The sequence below is a fragment of the Adhaeretor mobilis genome, from assembly GCF_007741515.1.
In the GTDB taxonomy this organism is placed as follows: Bacteria; Planctomycetota; Planctomycetia; order Pirellulales; family Lacipirellulaceae; genus Adhaeretor; species Adhaeretor mobilis.
This window is the reverse complement of sequence record NZ_CP036263.1, coordinates 2,823,111-2,841,932: the sequence shown is the minus strand read 5'-3', so window position 1 is coordinate 2,841,932 and position 18,822 is coordinate 2,823,111. Positions and strand designations below refer to the sequence as shown.

The window sequence follows — 18,822 nt, the reverse complement described above, 5'->3', positions numbered from 1 at the left end:
TAGCTTGGTTTCCCTAATACTACAACTTTGAGCCGACTCAACGCCCCATTTATCCTATAGCCGATCTGCCAAGAATTAATCGGAGGACCTTGTCAATCTAAGTCTCACAGCTCACTGCCCAATGGTCGGAAACCTGCATCTCAATTACTTTGCTAATTGAGGAGCAAGCTAACCCTCATCCAAAGTTGCGTCTAACTTAGCCTGTGCCAGAGCTAACTCCAACTCAGCCAAGTTCTCATCGAGGCGACCAAGCTCAGCATTGGCCCCATTAGTGATCGCCCTTAGACTGATTGGACCCCCAGCTAGCATGGTTTGGATCTGCGATTTCTCTTGTAGGTACTTCATGTCCAAATTCTGAACAGCAGAAGCTGGGGCACCTTGCGAGGCATTGAATGTGAATCTCGACTCTTGATTAGCTCTCCAGTTTACCAAGGTACGTGCCAGCTTCGGCCCAAAACCGGGGACCGACTCTACTCTTTTGTAAGAGACATCCGCTGCGGTCTCAATGCCGTAAGATTCAAGAGTCACTACCCTTGTGGGACCGATACCACTGATCTTGTAGCTACTAATGAAGCAACGTTCTAGGTAATCTTCTAGCTGGCGTTCTCTGGCCGAAGCCTGTAACTGGGCAAAATCTCTATCACGCCTTGCTCCGAGACTCTCGTATCGTGACTTCGCCTCCTCAAGCTTGTTGATTTTGTTTTCAAACAGTTCGATATGATGCTGCAAGACAAACGAGAGATTTTGCTTGGCCTTGTGCAATCCTTCTCGGCAATTTTTTAGCGTAGCTTTTCTTTGGCGTATCTCTTTCTTGAGGGGCCTCGCTAGCCACAGAATGAGCCACCAGAGAGAAAAGACTAGCGTAATCGGAACTGAAAAATAGGCGACTACTGAATAGAAGATGCCCATTAAGGTGAGGACTGCTCCACCACAAGTAATCCCCGCAACTAGCATGCGAGGTATCTTATTGGAGTCGGGTCCGGCTTCAAACGGTCGTGGGGCCAGAGATTGAGTTGGCTTTCGCAGTGCTCGTTTCAGCGAGCTTGCTGGCGGTTTAACGGAATTGATCTCGAAGAAAATGCGGTGGAGATTGATGTTCGCACTTCTCGCAGCAGCCGTTTTCAAGGAAACCGAGATAAAGAAATTCGGGCCGCCTTGTTGAACAATCCGGCACCAAGGACAGGGACTCCCTTCGCAATGGAAGTGGCCTGGATCGCGTGAGCATTTTCGCATCTTCGCTTCCAGCTCTAGGAGAGCATTGCACCAATGTGTTGCCGTAGGACGGGGCTTGCCAGCTCGCGGATCAGCGAAGGCTCGCTCAAAAAGATTTCCTAAGACCGGTGTGAGTTCCCCTAGTGACAAGCACTGCGGTGGTGGTGCCATTTGCAGCTGCTGAGCATTTCTTCCGTAGGCAAATCGTTGTTCCTTGATAGCCCTTTCCAAAGGCATATCCCCTGCTCCGCTGTACCTTCCTGAATATGGGTGACGCCCCATGAACAAGAGATGGAAAATCAGGACCGCCAATCCAAAATTATCGTGGTTTTCCGTCCGCATATCTTTGTAGGAGTCCAACTCAGGCGGTGTGTAGTGAGCAACCCCCACTTTGCAGAGGTAGGTCTTCGCGTTCCCACTGATTTGGAAAGAGTCGCAGTCAATCAGGTTGACCGTTGCCTGCTCTGAGACAAGCACGTTTCCTTGATTAACGTCGCCCACAACGATGCGATTGGTATGCAAAGATTGAAAAGCGGCGGCACAGTTCAAGGCGGTGCGAACAAGAAAACGCCAGTCCGCTTTGGGAAATGTCACCTTCCGATGAGCTGGACTATAGAGTTCGTGTATCTCGGTAGGCTGAGAGACTTTTGGCATTACGATCCCTGCAGTTGGGCCGCCGGGATGTCGATGCAGTGAGGCAATAGGCCACGCAGCAAACTCCTTAATGGAATCGCCACCCAAGTTGAGCATCAAAGAGATCTTTTGCGTCTTCTCGTGATCCGCGGGCTTGAGATAGATCTTCGCTACTTGATCACTCTTTCCACAGATTTCATAGACAGCACCTTCGCCGCCTCTGCCAAGCTCGCTGCCAAGGGCTACCGGGGCACCATATTGATCAACTATCTGACTCGCCATAATTCAACCGAGTTGCGAGTATGAGAGTTTTGTCATCATCGGTCCGTTCGTTAACACCCTCGGAAGTCAAGAAACCTCGCAGTGGCTCAGAAAAGTCTTCCTCGGGTTGACTATCTCTGATGGCCTCCAGCATGGGTGTGATGGCGGGTTCATGGATCGTTTGGTCTTCAAACTTCAGTACCAAACGCTCTAGCCCATCGGTGAAAGCGGCCAGATCGTTCAATTGTTCTTCAACGATCTTCCACTCCACCTGTGACTCGAAGTTATCCGAGGTCAAGAAGTTGGTCATGTTGGCAAATTCGCCAGTATGAGGCCAGAAAGCAAATTGAAACGAGTCCTCGGAACGGTAGACCATTGCTCCGTCACCAATTTGCAGAAAAAAGGAAGCTTGCTCACCGATCACGCAGCCCAAGAGTGTTGTCGCGAGTTGTCGAGTGTCGGTTTCTAATTCCTCCGCACGATCGTTGATTGCACTGCGGATATCTACCAGCCAATCGGCAACCACCTCTTGGGTGACACCTCGGATTGCATCGTCATCCACAAAATAGCTCTGGCAGTGCTCAGCGAACTTTTCACATGCGATTTGTGAACCTTGATCTGAGAAACTCGCACTGCCAGCACCATCGGCACACACCGAGATCAGCATGCTGGTGCTGTTAGTGTAATGCGTGAGGACGCGAGAGCTATCTTGACATGGCAGATCGTCAACCTCGTGCGAGGTGCCTCTCACAGAATCATAGACTAGCCGCCATTCACTCATACGCTTGCCGTGGCCCATCCGTCCCCGACTGTAGGATTTTCCAACGGTACTTCGTCACCGGGCGTCGAGCGAGAGACCGACTGCTGGGAGCTAGAAAGCCATAGAAACAGGTCGCGGAAGCGTAGTCCCTGCAGCTTCAGGGGTTCGAGGACACAGAATTTCGCTAATGTCTCGAAGTCGGCCCCTTCAACTCCTACACAATACATCGAAAAAGACTTTGCCTTATCTCCTTCGACAGCACGCTGAGCTGCTTGCTCCCAATTGGAATCGTTAGGTGCCCCATCGGTGATCAGGAAGATCCAAGGTCGGTAGTAGGAGATGCCCGCGTTCTTGTATTCCTGCTTGCGGGCTTCAAGTGAATCGATGGCTTGATTGACCGCCTGACCCATGTAGGTCAAACCGTTCGCTTCCAACTTCGGTGGGAAAAAACCCTCCGAAGTGGTGTAGTCAACAACGGTGTTCACTTCGCTACCGAACGTCACGACAGAAACTTCAACTCGCTTGGAAGCGAGTGAATCTGCGGTCAGTTCGTCCTTGTAACAAATCAGGCCATCGTTCAATTGCTTGATCGGATCGCCTGCCATCGAACTCGATACGTCCAGGATGAGCACGCAAGGGACTCGCGGCTCTGGATTCTCCGCAAAACTATTGGTGCCGAAGGCCGGCTGGTCATCGACTATGCCTTCACCGAAAGGTCGTTGTTCCACAACTGTTCTCCATGTAGTAGTTAATCGCCTGTAGTTTTCATCGATTTCGCCATCCCTGACACGACACCTCTGAGGCCACAATTTCCGCACGTTACGGATTTCAAAATCGCAAATCGCTTCGTGTTGTGGCAGCTATATTCTTTGCACTCGCTGCACTGGATGAGCGTGTCGTTGTTGCAATGCTTGCATCCGTTGAAATTATCGGATATCTCAATCTGCCCGATCTTTTTGTTTCGATCACTCGCGGCATCAACATGCTCCGGTGAGCAAAGAAAGGAATGCTGCACGGTCCAGGTCTCGCCCGTATCGGAAGTAACGACAACCCCAAACTTTGCTCGTGTCTTGCTGCACCAACATTTGGCTACCGCTTCGATGCGTTGAGTTGGTACGTCTTCTACCAAGGAGATTACTTCGTGCTTGGGTGCTGGAATACTGACCACTGAAATCGTCTGCCAAGACAGTGGCTCCTCTCGATCATGGCTGTCAGCATAGTAAATTCGTCGACGTTAGTCAAAACTCTCCCTATTGGATGACAGTGTGTCAGGAACTGGTAGGAACTCCCCCGAACTGGTCCTCTTCCGGCCCAAGTACCAACTCACAGAGAGCACCCCTCAGGAAGGCAAGGCAGGTATTCACCCCTTACAGACTTCTGCTTCCTCTCGCCCCTAGAGGCCAAAAAAGGAGTATTTGAAATGGGAGCATCCGGCGGGTCTAATAAAGGCTGACCTTTACCCCAAGGATTACAACCGTGTCGTTTCGTTTCAGAAAGAGCAAGAAGGCTGGCCCGTTCAACTTCACCCTTAGCAAGAAAGGCTTGACGGGAAGTGTCGGAGTAGGTGGTTTTCGCTATAAGTTCATGGGGGGGGGCTGGAAAACGAAAAGCAAAATCCGGCAGTGACGCATCCTCCGGCGGGTGTTTCTCAAGCATTCTCACCTTGATGCTCATCTTCGTGGTGGTTGTCTTTCTGCTGAGTGTGCTAACCGGCAAAAAGGACCCTTCCAACTCCCAACCGACGCAGCAGCAAGTTTCCACGCATCAACCTGTTCCAGAGCAAGTCGCCGATCCGAGCCCAAAGGTTGTAGAGAAGCCGACAATCAAGCTCCCCCCGGTAACGATCAAAACAACGACGAGCACGACTACGAATAACGTCGTTATCGAGACTGTCCCAGAGCCGGACCCGTCCTATCGAACGTGGAGCAGCCGCAACGGCAAGTTCACGACGCTTGCCCGCCTCCTCGACTTTAACGATGAATCAGCCCTCCTATTGAAACATGAGCCACAGAAGCTGCTCACGATCCCGCTCAGCTATCTGAGCGAAGCAGACGCGAATTATCTGAAAGCGAACACTCAGGAAGTCGTGGAAGGTAAGGTCATTGGTTTCGCCGATGGCGACACGGTGACATTGTATCAAGAGGATCGGACGATCCATAAGATACGCCTGCAAGGGATTGATACGCCGGAAAAGGGGCAAGACTACGCGACTCAAGCCAGTAAAGCCCTAAAGAAAATGTTACTCCGCCAGAATGTGCGAGTTCGGTGGGTCAAGAAAGACAACTACGGGCGTATTCTCGGCAACATCTTTACGGAGGATGCTTGGGTCAACCTAGCGATGATCCGTGACGGTTGGGCTTGGCACTATACCGAATATTCAGACGACTTGGACTTAGTACAGGCTGAACGCGACGCTAGAGAAGCAAAGCGTGGCTTGTGGGCTGATCCTAACAAGCCTGTTTCCCCTTGGGATCACAGGGCACGCCAGAAACACTTACAGGCACAACGGCGAATTGAAGCGACCCGACGCGAAACAACCAACAGCACGACCTATCGGGCACCCGTGATGCGGTACTGGTTGAATACTTCTACCAATGCTCGACACAACTCAACCCGCAAGCACTTCAACAATACGAAAGAAGGCCGGATGAGTACTGGCAGCGAAGGAAAGGCGTGCGGTATCTGCGGTGGCTAATTGGCTATCTCAAGTGGATAACAATAGAATTGAGCCTCCTCACCAGAATCTGTGGGTAGATTTCGGGCAAACAGGAGATTTGAAGCTAACATAAAGTTTTTTCAGTGTTTTTAAGGGGTTTTCAAACTGACCATCAGATAACTTAGGTGTTCAAAATGTGTGGTTTGAACTGACAAATGTATACACCAGGAGAGTTGGCTAGCCCCTCCGCCGTCCCCCTCGCATCAGCACTGCGCCCCGCCGTCTGAGGGTTGATGCGAGGGGGACGGCGCGAGGGGCGGACCCCCTCTGTCGAGCCTGAGCGGAGGTCCCACTGTCATGATGTTGCATATTTTCACCCACAGATTCTGGCGAGGAACCAGAATTGAAGAGTGGTGGGCTGCAACACGGGTTGTCTCCCGACGAGGACGAACCAGAACGAGGCACGATAGAGCCTTCGACAACCCAACCTCAGGGCGTATTGCCGTGAAAGTGATCAATCATTTGGGGGATGAAGTGATGAAAGTGTTTCGGGTGTGAGTGAAGTTATGATGCCGACAATGCCTGTGGAGTCTTCGCCAATGTATCTTCGCTAAAGGGTTAAATGATGTACTATTCACGGCTAAAGATACCCATTTTCGAAGCATCAGCGAAGCAGACGTGACTTTGTCACGATTCGCCTGCGCAGTTGGTCACAATAATGCGGGTAAGTCTTCCTTGCTCATGGCGATGACTCTTGTGAAGTCTGGGAGCGCGCTAAAACCAAGTGACTTTTATGACCGCGATGAGGATGTCGTGGTTACAGCTACACTGGAGGGCGTTTCACAACAAGCACTGCAAGTGCTTAGTGAGTCGCATCGAGAGAAAATAGCCACGGTTGTGTATGACGAACGAGTAACGCTTGTGAGGCGGTACCCAAGCGGAGGAGGTAAGTCAGTTCTTCGATGCTACAAGAAGACGGCTAGGGACGAAAGGTTTTCTGAAGCCGGAATTGCCGATGCAATCCAAGGGACAGGGGCCGCACTGAGACATTCGTTTGAGAGCAAGTACCCAGAACTCATTGGAGAAGTCGGGGAGGGCAAGCTAACCCAGAAACGTTGCAAGGAAGTTGTCGCTGAGTACATCGGGGCTCTAGGTGAGTCCGACCTGATACTCGTCGAAGCTTCTTTGCCTACTGGAATCGAACAGAGCATCACCGACCTATTGCCAGAGGTAGTCTTTATCCCGGCAGTCAAGGATGTGAGAGACGAACTCAAGACAACTGAAAGTGCAAGCTTCGGTAAGATAATCAGTATTCTGATGTCAATGATTCAAGAGAGCGATGGCTTCCAAGCAATCGAGGAGTCATTTGCAAAATTGAATAATATGATAAATCGACAGGAAGGTGATAGCGGAACTAGCACAGATAATCGACTCGACGAAGTGAAGTCAATGGAATCAATTGTGGGTCAATACGTCGGTGAGCAATTCCGTGATGTCACCGTCTCAATAGAGATACCACCACCGTCAGTCAGAGACGTTTTTCGGAATGCCAGAATCATATTGGATGACGGTGTTCCGGGAGACGTTGATACCAAAGGGGACGGAATAAAGAGAGCGGTCACATTCGCGTTATTAAGGACCTTCGTTGATCTGTCCAAACAACAGAAAGAGCAAGAGGCAGATGGTGACAAGACATCGTCAACCCACGGACACTTTCTGTTTCTCTTTGAAGAACCAGAACTCTATTTGCATCCAAACGCACAGCGGATTTTGTTCGACGCGTTGACACAGATTTCTTCTGGCCATCAGGTTTGCGTCTGCACTCACTCTCCCTATTTTTTCTCGCCAGACGACGCTGGCACTTTCTTGAGAATTCGAAAGTCCACCCGCGAAGTAGTCGAAGGCAAAGCTCCGATAACGGAAGTGCTGCCCATTCAACTTTGCGAAAAACTTTCCGTAAAAGACCTTTACCAATTGCTCTGCTACGAGAACAACAGTGCAGCTTTCTTCTGCGACAGAGTGGTCCTCGTAGAGGGAGATTGCGACATCATCTACCTGCAACACGCAGCAAAAGCATTGGACCCAAGCTGGGATTTCCAACGTAGAAACGTAAGCTTGGTGCAAGTTCGCGGCAAAGGTAATTTCGCACGTTTCAGAGAGTTCTTTGAATTATGCGGTGTAGAAGTGAGGATTGTCGCCGATCTCGATGCAATCGCGGACCAATTCTCAAAGCTTCAGGCATCGCCAGCAGCGGTTGAACAACATAGTGCTTTGCTTCAGGCAGTGGATCAACTGCGAGGCCACCAGGAAATTGATCTTACGAAGGATCAAAAGAAGGAGATCGTTCGTTCTTACACATTTCAAGAAAAGTATGGTCAACTCCGGCAAGCAGTGCAAGCCATTCATGAATGCCAAAGAGTTGAACTAGAAGACTTGCCAAGTGTTGACGCAATATTCGGTCGAGAGGTGGATTATGCTCGTCGGAACATGTTAGCGGAGGCCACCCAAGTGGAGGAGCAGAAACTGGCCCTTCTCTCCACTCTCCTAGCAGAAAGGATCTATGTTCTTTCTAGGGGAGCAGTTGAAGAGTACTACCCTGCCTCTGCGGCAGGCAAAGACAAGCCAAGCAAAGCTATACACGCTTGCAAACTTGCTGCTGATCGGGATACAGCTCTCGGATGCTCGGACCCTATGAAGGATGGTGACAATGGTGAGCGAACAGAGTTGGAGCTTATCTTCTCCGGAATATTCGACGACTTAGTTACGCTTCAAGAGTCAAGCGAGGATTCCTACCCAACTGCTGTAGAGGCTTTGTAATCCGTTAGAATCTGTTTCGCTGAAGGCATGGGTGTGTTTCTATGGCGTTCAAACAATCGGAAGTCAATAATCTGCTCGCTTGTTGCCATCGTCGGTGCTGCGTGTGTCACCGCTTCTGCGGAGTAAAGATCGAGCTGGACCACATGCAGCCGAAGGGGGAGGGAGGGGCTGATGAAATTGCTAACGCGATTCCCCTTTGCTTTGAGTGTCACGCTGAAATCCACAGCTATAACGATAAGCACCCCAGGGGAAGAAAGTTTAGGCCAAAGGAACTCAAACAACATAAAGAAAATTGGCTAGAAATCTGTGCAAAGAACCCGGCTGCATTAATCGACACGCCCAGAGACATTGCTGTTGGCCCATTGCAGTCGCTCATCGACGAGTTGCAATTCAACTCCGCAGTGATTGCTGGGATAGAACAGAAGTTCATCGGGCCTGAGAACCGCTGTTCAGCCGCTCTCTCAAACACTCAGTTTCAGCGAGCGATTGAGTCAGGTGCCATCTCAGTCCTCGATGATGATCTTAGGAAATCGCTGCTGAGCACCTATGCTGAGATAGGTAAGGTAAAGCTGTTAATGCAAGCTTACCTAGGGCAGTCCGAAAAAGACGCACTCGCAGGAGCGATCGGTGGAGAGCTAAAAACACTTGCTCCTGCCCTTGCTGACCCTGTTGAGAGTGCCCTCACGTTGCTACTCGGATTTCTTGGACATGGGGACGCTTAGCGTTCTTGAAGGACTGCCACCTCCCTCTACTCTCGACAAAAGGGGTAGGGGGGCTAAATTCTGCGCGGTCGCTTCTTCCAGACCGGACCCCTGGGCGTGCAGATTTTTTCGCGTTATTGGAGTAGGGGCGGGTTCATGCAAAATCAACATATTCGTTACAACCCGGATAGTCCGTCAGCTGGCTGCTCTACGAGGCTGACCAATATCAAAATATTTCAAGAATCCATTCTAAAATCGCGTAAATCCTTCCCTATTACAGTTAGAGGGAAAGATTGCTTCAAAATTCGCAATGCGACTAGAAGCTGAGGCACCTCCAACGGCTTATTCGTTGTTGGTTCCTAGTAGTTTGCGATGTGCCTAGAGGAGTGATGGAGCATTTCAAAGCTACCGGGACTAACGGCGCTGTTTGAATTCCCGAGGCAATTGCTCGCTAGTTCCGACCTCGGTAGCCGTAGGTCGTGGGCAGAGAAGTTTGGACTATTTCGGACATTTTTCTAGAATCCATTCTAAAAACGCGGAAATCCTTCCCTATTACTGTTGAAGGGAAGAGGAACTCTCTCTAGTCAGTAGCCAGCTAGTGAATGCCAAGTGGCATGCACCTCTGCTGTCCTCGATCACGTAGCAGTCTGACTACGAATCTGAAGTCCTTTTGTCACCTTGTCACCTTTGGTAATTGAGATTATTCGATTTCAAAAAATGAAGATAATTATTCCCTCTTAAATTAGCAGTTGCTTAAGGAGCAAAAATCGAGGTGACAGGTGACAATTTTCTTAATTCGATCAATTCCCAGGCGGTGTGTCGGATAAGGCACACCGCCTGGGTCAATAGCTATTTCGACCGAGACAAATCCTGAGGCAAGTGGAGCCCGGCGGTCGGGGTTCGCAGTCACTTGCACAACACTTTCTTGAAAGAGTAGAAGATGAAACTAATTGAACTTATTGGTGAGTACCAAAAGGCGAAAGCTGGAGATGAGCGTTTTCAGACTTTTGACCCTGTTAACTGTGATTACACAGCGATGGTCAAGTACCCGGATGGCAGAAACGCTACTTTGCGAAATCCAAAAGAGGAGGATGGTAAACTAATCGACAAAGGGCATGAGGTCCCTGAAGGAACTGTCCTAGTAGCTCTTGGCACGGCGTTCTGGGATTGGCGAAATAAGATTCACAAAGAGATTGGGATAGATGTAGATTCAGTGCAAGGCCACGCCGCGGGAGTTGGTATCGAAGATGAGGAACTTAAGAACGCACTAGATTCAGCAATGAAGCTCAAGTGGATTGAAATCCGTCGCTCATCGGGTGGAAAGGGAGTTCATTTATTCGGCAAGTTCGCAGAGGGAGTCTCCATCAAAAAACGAAAAGATGCGACAGCTCTAGGCAAAGGGGTAGTCGAGCGAATGTGTCGAGAAACGGGGTACGACTTCGCGGCAGCCCGTGACTGTGTAGGCTCGAATTTGTGGATATACAAGAGTGATGCGCCCGATAACGCATACGAAATACTGAAGCCAGCCACAGAGACACTCTCAGAAAGCGACTTGCCAGCCGGATGGCGTGAGTCGAAAAGGCTTTCGCAACAGAAAGTGGGGTTTGCATCTTCTGAAATAGAACTTGATGAGACCCATATTCAGATCGAGAAGCAAATCGCTGAGACAGGCGCTTCAATCTACTACAATTCAGACTTCGGCAGCTACCACGTGCATACGGCTGGTTTACAGATGGCAGCTGAGAAACACGGCTACAAGGGCCTCTTTAAGACCCTGTCGAGTGGAAGTGATCTGGGAAAACCGAATGCGTTCATGATTCCTTTGAACAACGGTGCCTTCCTCGTGAAGAGATGGGGCAACGCCAAAGAAGATTCGAGCTGGCTAGATGGTCCAAGCGGTCAGTGCACTTTTCTCAACGCATTCATGCCATTTGAGAAAGCGTTACAACATTTCTCTTTGAATTCGACTACGAAGGGTCTTGCTTTTACAAGCACTGGATTGAAAGAGTTTCTCGCGGCGACAGGCTTTGAGTTTGTCTATCCAGAAGAGTTGAGTGACAGGCAAGTCTTTGTGAGACTCAAGGAAGGCGTTGCGAAATTAACAGTGGATCGTAAGGATGAAGACCACATCATCGATGGTTGGACGAGGGTCAATAATACTTGGCAGGCCTCTTTTAAAGCTCCAAATAACTCTGGAGCTAGGCGAGAAGCCGAACTCATTTTCGCATTTGAAAAGGTTCGAGCTGCGGCAAGCAAATCGATGTCTGATCTCTGGTATCTCAATACCTCCGGCGAATGGATTCAAACCACCTCGTCAGAGGTTGACAGGGTACTCACATCGCTTGGCATGGCTGCGAAAAAGACGATGGGGGAGATGCGACTTGATCCCTACCACATCGTATCTGAGCCGTTCCAGGCAGAATACATGCCCGGAAAACGGTGGAATCTTAACGCCGCTCAGCTTGCTCAGCAACCTGCGGATGAGGCGGGCCCCACCCCAACTTGGGACGCGATATTTCAACACATCGGGAGTGGGCTTGATGAGGCTGTTTCCGAGTGCCCCGAATGCACGGGTGCTGGAATTCTTGACGGTGCTCATTACTTAAAGCTTTGGGTCAAATTGCTCTTCGAAAAGCCGTCCCAAAGCCTGCCCTACTTGCTTCTAACTTCTCGTGAGAATGTCACGGGGAAATCTAGCTTTGGGTTTGCTATTTCTAAGATGATTAGTCCTGGAGTTGTGGAAATCAGCGCAGAAGCAATCACTGACAAGTATACGAGTGAGCTAGAGGGTACTGTCTGTGCATTAGTTGAAGAACTCGATTTGAGGGGGAAGGACAACAAGGCCTATTCGAATATTAAACGAATGGTAACCAGTCACTCGCTTCAGATCAGAAAGATGCGGACTAACACCTATACGGCGACAAACTATGCTCGTTTCATTCACACTACAAATGACGCAAGATTTGTACCGTGCGAAAGTGAGGATGTGAGGATTGTCATGATCGACGTGCCACAAATTTTAGTTCCGATTGAGCCAATGGCGTTTGAGGCAGGTATCGAGGAAGAAGTACCCTCAATACTAAGGAAGTTAATTGACATGCCTTTACCTGAGTCATGCGGCAGGCTCTATCTACCAGTCGTGCAAACGGCATTAAAGGAGCAGGTCTTGGCCGGCGAGTACGCCAACTTTGCCACGCCAGCGGAGGAAGGTTTGAAAGCTTTTGCGAAAGACTGTTTAGAGAAGGCGACTGCGAAGCACATACCAGTCAAAGAGACCCTTGTGAGGTACGGCGACTATTGCCTTAGCAATAATTTCCCAGTCGTTCCTCGATCTGCGTTTTTGAAAACACTGAAGGAAAAGTGTAATTTGAAAGTTTCAAGGAAACAGTTTCGCAAAGGCAAAGGCAGATCATGGCACTACACTGGCATTTCTTACAAGTCCCAAGCAAATCTGTAGTGGCAGAACGTCGCAGGCGATTGCGAGTTGAAATGTGCTCTAAACAACTGCAATCATCGCGTCCGTTAGCCTCAGTTTTCGTCGGCATTCCATCGGGATATGCTGCCCCGGATTGCCACACCAAATTTAACCGTTACTTCATAGGAGAAATCGAAATGAAAATTGCAAACACCGACTTTAGCGGTAAGCTTTTGATAAACGGGCCAGTGGCAGCGAAGGTCTTAGGCCTGCCAGAAAGGACCCTTTTTACTCTGCGCAAGCGAGATAATATCCCGTTCGCTCAAATTGGAAGATCAATCCGATATTGCCCCCAGGAACTTGACACATGGATCGACGAAAATTCTTTGATTCCTTCGCCAAGTATGAACTAGCAGTGTACGGTGGCGAACGCGGGTCGCTGAATGTCTCAGCGAGTCATTGACGCAACCTGAACCCCATAATGAACCCTTAATTACCTATTTCAAAGGAGAACAGAATATGGAAGCAACTAACAAAGAAGGGCTCTTGGATGCGAATTGTGCGTACACCCTAGACGAGTTTCAAGCTCGCCTGAGTCTAGGAAGGCACGCGTGGCGGACTGCACGCCGGAAAGGGCTCAAGGTACGTCGAGTGGGAGGGAGAGGCTATGTATTGGGAGCCGACGCGCTAGAATGGCTGCGCGGTCATCCCGTCGAGCGGAAATAGGCGTTTCGCTGTAGAGACCGGCAGAAGCTATAGCATGGTGATCGCCAGCCCCAGCGTTCAAGCACGCGCAGTCCAGTTTTCTGATTGTCCAACGCCCTAGACCCTGAGAACTTAAGGGGTTCTATGGCAATGGGCTTTCTACTCCCTTTCCACACTTCGGAGAATCCTAATGAAGAAGCAACCACCGAAAGTTCGCATGGCCAAACCTAAGGGCCGCCCAATCCAACTTCGCTACACTTGCCCTGTCGAAAACCGAGAGATTCGTATTTCGACTGGTACCCATGACGAATCGCAGGCTGAAGGTCAAAAGAAAGAGCTAGAAGCCAAATTGCTTCTCGGGCAGGATGCCAAGCCGCGCAAGCGAAGTGCAGCCGGTCCGAACATGCCCTGGCAGGAATTCCGAGATCGCTACTCCGACTTGAAGCTAGTGGAACTTCGGAATAGTTCTCGACGAGATGCTGAATCGCGGCTGGATGTTGTGGAGCGCATTCTAAAACCCAAAACTCTGTCGGATCTGGCAAGCAGTGAAGCACTACAGGACTTGAAGAATCGACTCCATTCCGGTGAGGAAAGTAGAACTGGGCTCCCGCGTTCAAGTCATACGGTAAAGACGTACATGGCAAATGTAAGTGCTTGCCTAAATTTTGCGGCGATAATGGGATGGCTTGAGGTTGTCCCCAAAGTAATACCCATTAAGACGAGCAAGCTGCGACACATGAAGGGCCGACCAATCACTGGCGAAGAGTTTGATCGGATGGTGGCAGCAACCGAATGCGTTGTTGGAGAGGCAGCCTCCGACTCATGGAAACGAGTCCTTTGGGGACTCTGGGAATCGGGTCTCAGGCTAGGCGAGCTTTTGAACGTTCATTGGACTGACAAGCAATATATCGTACCTGCCTGGGGTTTCGGCCCCTATCCCGTCCTATCGGTACCCGCCCCAATGCAAAAGAACGACACGGAGGAAGAGATACCGATGTTACCTCGATTCGAGCAGGTTCTTCTGGAGACACCAGAAGATGCTCGGGATGGCTGGGCATTCAACCCTAGAGCAACTTACTTTTTTACGTAACGGTATATCCGCAGTGCCTGAAGGTGGCTTCTAGATTGTCGAGGGTAATTTGTGGAAGTACTTGCTGCACCGCCTCGACAATTTTCTTGAGACTGCGTGGTCGCAAGCCGCGTATCAATTGCTTGACCTTCGAGAAGACATTCTCGATCGGATTCAGGTCCGGTGAGTAGGGAGTCAAGTAAACCACCTCCGCACCCACCGCTTCAATCGACGCTACAGCCAAATCCGATTTGTGGCTGGAAAGGTTATCCATCACCACCAAGTCGCCCGCATGCAAGGCGGGAGCTAATAACCACTGACAGAAGCCCGTGAAACAGATTCCGTTCATCGGGCCATCCAGCACCATCGCGGCACGCGTGCCATCCAACGCCACCGCCTGCACCAAGGTATTGGTTTTCCACTTACCGCTGGGAATCGCTTCGAGCAGTCGATCTTCCCCTTCGGCCCAACCACGGATTCGAGTCAGATCGGTCTTCAAGCAGGTTTCGTCCAGAAAGACAAGACGCTCCGCATCAACCGTTTCTTGAGTCGCGTGCCAGTCTTGACGCGCTACGACGACATCGCTGCGGTCCTGCTCTGCGGCACGCGAGGATTTTTTTTGTATCGCCAGCCCATCTTACGCAGCGTCTGCCAAAGTGTCTTTTCGGAACACTTCAGCCCCAGAGCATCGCGACGTTCCAGGACGGTAGCATCGGGATGCTTTTTCAAATGAGCACGCAACTTCGTCTCCAGCTTTCCAGAAACTGCCGGTTTGCGACCGCGCAAGTGAACCTGCGGTGCTAACGTGTTTAAGTCTCGCTTCTGGCGCACCAGCTTACCGACGACAGAAGGGCTGACCGAGAACCGTTCTCCGATCACTTCATAACTCCCTTCATCGGCTTCGTAAGCTGTGACTATCCGCGTTCGTAAATCTAGTGATAATGCTTGCATGGCAATCCCTCCTTGGATTGCTCGGATTTCTACCAGATTTGTCGATACGAATAAAGGTAAGTTGCTCTAGAAGCAAGCACAGCAGGAATAAGTCTTCTGCTCGGCTCAGTCCCGAATGGGTTGGCAAGGTGATTAGCGAAATCGGAAAACGAGCTGGCGTCGTCGTTCAGCCGGCAAGTGGAGCTAAGGCGGCAAAGTTCGCCAGCGCTCATGACTTGAGACGTAGCTGCGCAGACAGGCTAATAAGCTCGGGTGTGCCTGAGCGTGAAGTCGCCGCTGTGATGCGTCACGCTAGCGTCGAGACAACACGGCGACATTACGCCCCCTCGAAAGTCCAACGCTCTGCTGGCGTCATTCGAGAAAAGCTCTCGACCGTACCTAGGTACACCGAGAACGAAGAATCGACGCAAGTCGAGTACACCCCGGAGGATTCGAACCTCCAACCTTCGGATTCGTAGTCCGATGCTCTATCCAGTTGAGCTAGGGGTGCGTGAAAAATCTCTTGATTGGCAAAGGCTAGAATTAAGCCCGTGCGAAACACGAAACGGCATTTTACCAAATTTCGACCGGCTGACTAGGTCGTCGATTTGCACTTTCTCTCGAGAATTCCCCGTGTTGCATCCGCTTCTACCGGACGGTCGTGCTCAAGCACCCCGGCCTATGGTTCTTGGCCGCACCTCAGAACTATTGTTCCGGATAACCTCGCGTCGCTTGAAGTTCGACTCACTACCAGCGCCCATGGTATCGATGATGATAATGGTGCCGCGGGCCGTGGTAATAGTGGATCACAGGAGCCGGTTTCAGATACACCGGTGCCGGTCGGTCCACTTGCACGACTGGCCTGGGGTTGACGGGCGTGGGCACGGCACGGCCGCTCGCTCGCTGGGCGGACAGTACGACGCGATCGCTCACGCCGGCTTGCTTCAGGGCGATCAAACCATCAGGGCTCATGTCGAAGCGCCCGCCGCGGCTTTGTATCGTGCTGATGATCAGGTCGTCGCTCAATCCGGCGGCGGTCATTTGGGTCAGGTCGTAGTTCGTGACCGCTTGGGCGGCGGCCTGGGCGTTCGCCTGGTTGGCAATGGAATTTCCCACCGCAGTCTGCTGGTAGTCTGCCTTATCCTGTGCGCTGCCGAGTGCTCGTCCTGTGAGTGCACCGACACCCGCACCGATAAGCGCTCCGCCTTCCCAGTTCTTGCTGCCGCCGATCAGCGCGCCGGTCAACGCCCCAATGCCACCACCCACAACCGTGCCTTCGCGGGTGTCGTTGCGATAGTAGCTTTGGTTGGGCTGGTAGTAGTATTGCTGCGCGGTTGCCGGTGTCGTGAACACGCTCGCAGTAAGCATGCTGAATGTAACTAAAGTGAGAAGCGAGCGGTTGCTAGCACTGGCCATAGCGGAACTCATGCAGGTGACGGTACGGGGTAGTCGAGGTAATTGTCGCACTAGAACAACGTAATTATCGACATCTGTATCTATCGGCAAGAGGAATACTGAGAGTCCAAGGCGTTCCTCAATCACCTAACCGACAATGACTGAAGCAGTTTGGAAGGTAATCAGTGCTGCCACGTAAGCCAGCGCGGTCATGTAGCCGAATTGGAAGGAGGCCCAGCCCCAACTGCCCGTCTCGCGTTTGGTGATGACTTGCGTAGGCAGGCACTGCATTGCTAGCACGTAAAACACGAGCAGACTCAGACAGACCGGGGTCGTGAAGGAAGGTTCGCCCTGGCTATCCGTCGAGGCTCGGAGTCGACCGGTCAGCGCTGCTTCGTCCCCTTCATCTCCCAGCCCGTAGAGAATCGATAGTGTGGAGACGATGACTTCACGTGCGGCGAACGAACTGACCACTCCGACGCTCATTTTCCAATCGAACCCCAGCGGAGCAAGTAGCGGCTGCACTCCTTGCCCAATTCGACCAGCGAACGAGTGTTCTAGTTGACGCTCTGCGAGCAAGTTCTCCGCAGCTTCGGTATCGCCATTGTCTTGGAGTACGGTGATTTCACTCCTCGCACTTGGCGACAAATCCTCCAGCGTTGTCTTGGGATAGGTCGCCAGGGCCCACATCACGATGGATATCACCAGAATTGCCCCACCCGCATTCTTCACGAAGACCATCGAGCGATCGTAGGTTTGCAACAGCGCATTGCGAAGTGACGGCCATTTGTAATCGGGCAGCTCGATCAACAGCGGTCGAGCGTTGCCGGGGAGAATTGTACGCTTGAAAACCCAGGCCATCGCCAGTGCCGCGACAATTCCCAAGGCGTAAGCCCCTGTAAATACAGCGGCAGCTAGTAGCGGTTGGTTGGAAAACAACAGGGCGATCAGCATGGCGTAAACCGGGACGCGTGCGGAACAAGTCATCAGTGGCAGCACTAGAATTGTCGCCAGCCGATCGCGGCGATCTTCAATTACGCGAGTCGCCATGATCGCCGGAATCGCGCACGCATGGGCAGAGAGCATCGGCACGAATGCCTTGCCGGGCAAACCAACACGTTTCATGAGCCGATCCATCACCAGCGCAGCTCGTGACAAATAACCCGAGTCTTCTAACAGAGCCAACATAAAAAACAGCAAGCATATCTGTGGCAGAAAAACGAGTACGCCCCCCACGCCACCGATGATTCCGTCAGCCAACAAGCTCAGCATGTCACCCGCAGGTAACCACCGCGACAGTTGATTGCCCGCTCCCGCCATGAGCGACTCAATCCAGTCCATCGGATAGGCGGCCAAACTGTAGATGAGCCAGAAAGTGAAGAACATCACCACGGCAAACCCAGCCAAGCCAATCAACCGATGCGTTAGGAAGCGGTCGATCCGTTGGGTATTGCGTCCCAGGGAGTCGCTACCCTCTTTGACCACTTTCTGGGAAACGCCTTCAGCCCAATCGTAACGTTGAGCGAAGCCGCACCCATGACAACCCGAACACGAACATTGTGTGTTCACGCTGGGGGCCACCGGAGCGTGCAGCGACTCAACGACGGCCGTACTCAACTGCTCAAGTCCAGCTCCGGTACGGGCTGAAAGTGGAATGACCGGGCATCCTAAGTCGGTGGAAAGTTGTTCCGCATCAATCTGCAGCCCGTGTCTCTTGGCAAGGTCGCTCATATTGAGCGCTGCCACTACGGGGCTGCCAGTTTCCTTGGCGACTTCTATCAATTGACTCGCAAGGAACAGATTGCGCTGGAGGTTGGTCGAGTCAATCACAAGAATCAACAAGTCAGGCGCTGGTTGACTCTTGCCTGAGCGATCCACACCGCGGATCACCTCGCAGGCCACCCGCTCGTCGGGCGTGTCCGCATCGAGATTGTAGAGCCCTGGAAGATCAACCAGTTCGACCGCCTGCTCGCCGAAGGTCACCGTTCCGCGACGATGTTCGACGGTAGTTCCAGCGAAGTTGGCTGTATGAGCGCGCAAGCCCGTGAGTCGATTGAAGAGCGAGGTTTTTCCTGAATTCGGATTTCCCACCAACGCGACCACCGGTTTGGTGACTTCCGCCGAGAGTGGATCGTCTGCCCTCGATGCGTTGCCAGGCCCCATGTCGTCGGCATCAATCACAGGAAGATAAATATCGGCGGTGGACATTTGACAGATCGAAGACTTGTGCGTAAGGAAATTTGTGGAACTTGAATCACCAGCCGGGAC

The 18,822-nt window shown here is 51.5% G+C and carries 16 protein-coding genes, 1 tRNA gene and 1 pseudogene; 9 read left to right on the top strand and 9 right to left on the bottom strand.

The genetic code is table 11. The features are described 5' to 3' along the window. Positions 1-168: 168 nt before the first annotated feature. Genes HG15A2_RS11210 through HG15A2_RS11195 form a run of 4 tightly spaced genes read right to left on the bottom strand, consistent with a single transcriptional unit; the run spans position 169 to position 4,034 of the window. Positions 169-2,127: a helix-hairpin-helix domain-containing protein gene (locus HG15A2_RS11210; protein ID WP_145060340.1), complete on the bottom strand. Its 1,959-nt coding sequence runs from the start codon at positions 2,125-2,127 to the stop codon at positions 169-171. Next, the gene (locus tag HG15A2_RS11205; RefSeq protein ID WP_246117960.1) at positions 2,108-2,887 is read right to left on the bottom strand and encodes a PP2C family serine/threonine-protein phosphatase; all 780 of its coding nucleotides are present in this window, start codon (positions 2,885-2,887) and stop codon (positions 2,108-2,110) included. Before HG15A2_RS11205 ends, HG15A2_RS11210 begins: the two co-directional genes overlap by 20 nt. Beyond that, positions 2,884-3,594, bottom strand: coding sequence for a vWA domain-containing protein (locus HG15A2_RS11200; protein ID WP_218932502.1), 711 nt, complete (start codon positions 3,592-3,594; stop codon positions 2,884-2,886). Before HG15A2_RS11200 ends, HG15A2_RS11205 begins: the two co-directional genes overlap by 4 nt. 20 nt (positions 3,595-3,614) lie before the next feature. Next, positions 3,615-4,034, bottom strand: coding sequence for a hypothetical protein (locus tag HG15A2_RS11195; protein WP_145060338.1), 420 nt, complete (start codon positions 4,032-4,034; stop codon positions 3,615-3,617). 308 nt (positions 4,035-4,342) lie between these two features. Here HG15A2_RS11195 and HG15A2_RS25115 point away from each other — a divergent pair, with 308 nt between their 5' ends. The 8 genes and pseudogenes from HG15A2_RS25115 to HG15A2_RS11155 all read left to right on the top strand — a co-directional run bounded on the left by HG15A2_RS25115 (position 4,343) and on the right by HG15A2_RS11155 (position 14,250). After that, positions 4,343-4,492, top strand: a complete 150-nt coding sequence (locus tag HG15A2_RS25115) for a DUF4236 domain-containing protein (protein ID WP_218932501.1) — start codon at positions 4,343-4,345, stop codon at positions 4,490-4,492. A 40-nt stretch (positions 4,493-4,532) separates the two neighbouring features. Next, positions 4,533-5,561 (top strand): thermonuclease family protein, encoded by a 1,029-nt coding sequence (locus tag HG15A2_RS11185; protein ID WP_246117959.1) that lies wholly within the window; start codon positions 4,533-4,535, stop codon positions 5,559-5,561. A gap of 543 nt (positions 5,562-6,104) precedes the next feature. Beyond that, on the top strand, positions 6,105-8,339 hold the full coding sequence (locus HG15A2_RS11180; protein WP_315851226.1) for an AAA family ATPase: 2,235 nt from the start codon (positions 6,105-6,107) through the stop codon (positions 8,337-8,339). A gap of 41 nt (positions 8,340-8,380) precedes the next feature. Further along, the gene (locus tag HG15A2_RS11175; RefSeq protein ID WP_145060335.1) at positions 8,381-9,061 is read left to right on the top strand and encodes an HNH endonuclease signature motif containing protein; all 681 of its coding nucleotides are present in this window, start codon (positions 8,381-8,383) and stop codon (positions 9,059-9,061) included. 919 nt (positions 9,062-9,980) lie between these two features. After that, a complete protein-coding gene (locus HG15A2_RS11170) occupies positions 9,981-12,497 on the top strand; it encodes a DUF5906 domain-containing protein (protein WP_145060334.1) in 2,517 nt (838 codons plus the stop codon). After that, a pseudogene (locus tag HG15A2_RS25110) lies at positions 12,452-12,781 on the top strand (hypothetical protein); the annotation flags it as partial. The gene HG15A2_RS11170 and the pseudogene HG15A2_RS25110, both read left to right, overlap by 46 nt. A gap of 193 nt (positions 12,782-12,974) precedes the next feature. Continuing rightward, a complete protein-coding gene (locus HG15A2_RS11160) occupies positions 12,975-13,181 on the top strand; it encodes a hypothetical protein (protein WP_145060332.1) in 207 nt (68 codons plus the stop codon). A 169-nt stretch (positions 13,182-13,350) separates the two neighbouring features. Then, complete coding sequence (locus tag HG15A2_RS11155) at positions 13,351-14,250, top strand: hypothetical protein (protein WP_145060331.1); 900 nt, start codon at positions 13,351-13,353, stop codon at positions 14,248-14,250. Here the strand turns inward: HG15A2_RS11155 and HG15A2_RS11150 are convergent. Beyond that, entirely contained in the window at positions 14,243-14,854 is a 612-nt protein-coding gene (locus HG15A2_RS11150) for an IS630 family transposase (protein ID WP_246117958.1), read from the bottom strand. The genes HG15A2_RS11155 and HG15A2_RS11150 overlap by 8 nt on opposite strands. Beyond that, the gene (locus tag HG15A2_RS11145; protein WP_145060329.1) at positions 14,800-15,180 is read right to left on the bottom strand and encodes a COG3415 family protein; all 381 of its coding nucleotides are present in this window, start codon (positions 15,178-15,180) and stop codon (positions 14,800-14,802) included. The genes HG15A2_RS11150 and HG15A2_RS11145 overlap by 55 nt, the downstream gene beginning before the upstream one ends. Between HG15A2_RS11145 and HG15A2_RS25105 the strand changes: the two genes are divergently transcribed. Continuing rightward, the gene (locus HG15A2_RS25105; protein ID WP_145064022.1) at positions 15,171-15,638 is read left to right on the top strand and encodes a tyrosine-type recombinase/integrase; all 468 of its coding nucleotides are present in this window, start codon (positions 15,171-15,173) and stop codon (positions 15,636-15,638) included. The two genes, HG15A2_RS11145 and HG15A2_RS25105, sit on opposite strands and share 10 nt — an antisense overlap. Here the strand turns inward: HG15A2_RS25105 and HG15A2_RS11135 are convergent. The 3 genes from HG15A2_RS11135 to feoB form a co-directional block, all read right to left on the bottom strand. Continuing rightward, a tRNA-Arg gene (locus HG15A2_RS11135) sits at positions 15,597-15,670 on the bottom strand. The genes HG15A2_RS25105 and HG15A2_RS11135 overlap by 42 nt on opposite strands. A 236-nt stretch (positions 15,671-15,906) precedes the next feature. Then, positions 15,907-16,575, bottom strand: a complete 669-nt coding sequence (locus HG15A2_RS11130; protein WP_218932498.1) for a YMGG-like glycine zipper-containing protein — start codon at positions 16,573-16,575, stop codon at positions 15,907-15,909. A 126-nt stretch (positions 16,576-16,701) separates the two neighbouring features. After that, positions 16,702-18,762 (bottom strand): ferrous iron transporter B, encoded by a 2,061-nt coding sequence (gene feoB / locus HG15A2_RS11125; RefSeq protein ID WP_246117941.1) that lies wholly within the window; start codon positions 18,760-18,762, stop codon positions 16,702-16,704. Positions 18,763-18,822: the final 60 nt, after the last annotated feature.

Bases quoted from the DNA above. Each gene is read 5' to 3' on its own strand.
- HG15A2_RS11160 (WP_145060332.1), top strand. From the start codon at position 12,975: ATGGAAGCAACTAACAAAGAAGGGCTCTTGGATGCGAATTGTGCGTAC.
- HG15A2_RS11145 (WP_145060329.1), bottom strand. From the start codon at position 15,180: ATGCAAGCATTATCACTAGATTTACGAACGCGGATAGTCACAGCTTAC.
- feoB (WP_246117941.1), bottom strand. From the start codon at position 18,762: ATGTCCACCGCCGATATTTATCTTCCTGTGATTGATGCCGACGACATG.
- HG15A2_RS11205 (WP_246117960.1), bottom strand. From the start codon at position 2,887: ATGAGTGAATGGCGGCTAGTCTATGATTCTGTGAGAGGCACCTCGCAC.
- HG15A2_RS25105 (WP_145064022.1), top strand. From the start codon at position 15,171: ATGCTTGCATGGCAATCCCTCCTTGGATTGCTCGGATTTCTACCAGAT.
- HG15A2_RS11210 (WP_145060340.1), bottom strand. From the start codon at position 2,127: ATGGCGAGTCAGATAGTTGATCAATATGGTGCCCCGGTAGCCCTTGGC.
- HG15A2_RS11175 (WP_145060335.1), top strand. From the start codon at position 8,381: ATGGCGTTCAAACAATCGGAAGTCAATAATCTGCTCGCTTGTTGCCAT.
- HG15A2_RS11155 (WP_145060331.1), top strand. From the start codon at position 13,351: ATGAAGAAGCAACCACCGAAAGTTCGCATGGCCAAACCTAAGGGCCGC.
- HG15A2_RS11185 (WP_246117959.1), top strand. From the start codon at position 4,533: ATGCTCATCTTCGTGGTGGTTGTCTTTCTGCTGAGTGTGCTAACCGGC.
- HG15A2_RS11170 (WP_145060334.1), top strand. From the start codon at position 9,981: ATGAAACTAATTGAACTTATTGGTGAGTACCAAAAGGCGAAAGCTGGA.
- HG15A2_RS11130 (WP_218932498.1), bottom strand. From the start codon at position 16,575: ATGGCCAGTGCTAGCAACCGCTCGCTTCTCACTTTAGTTACATTCAGC.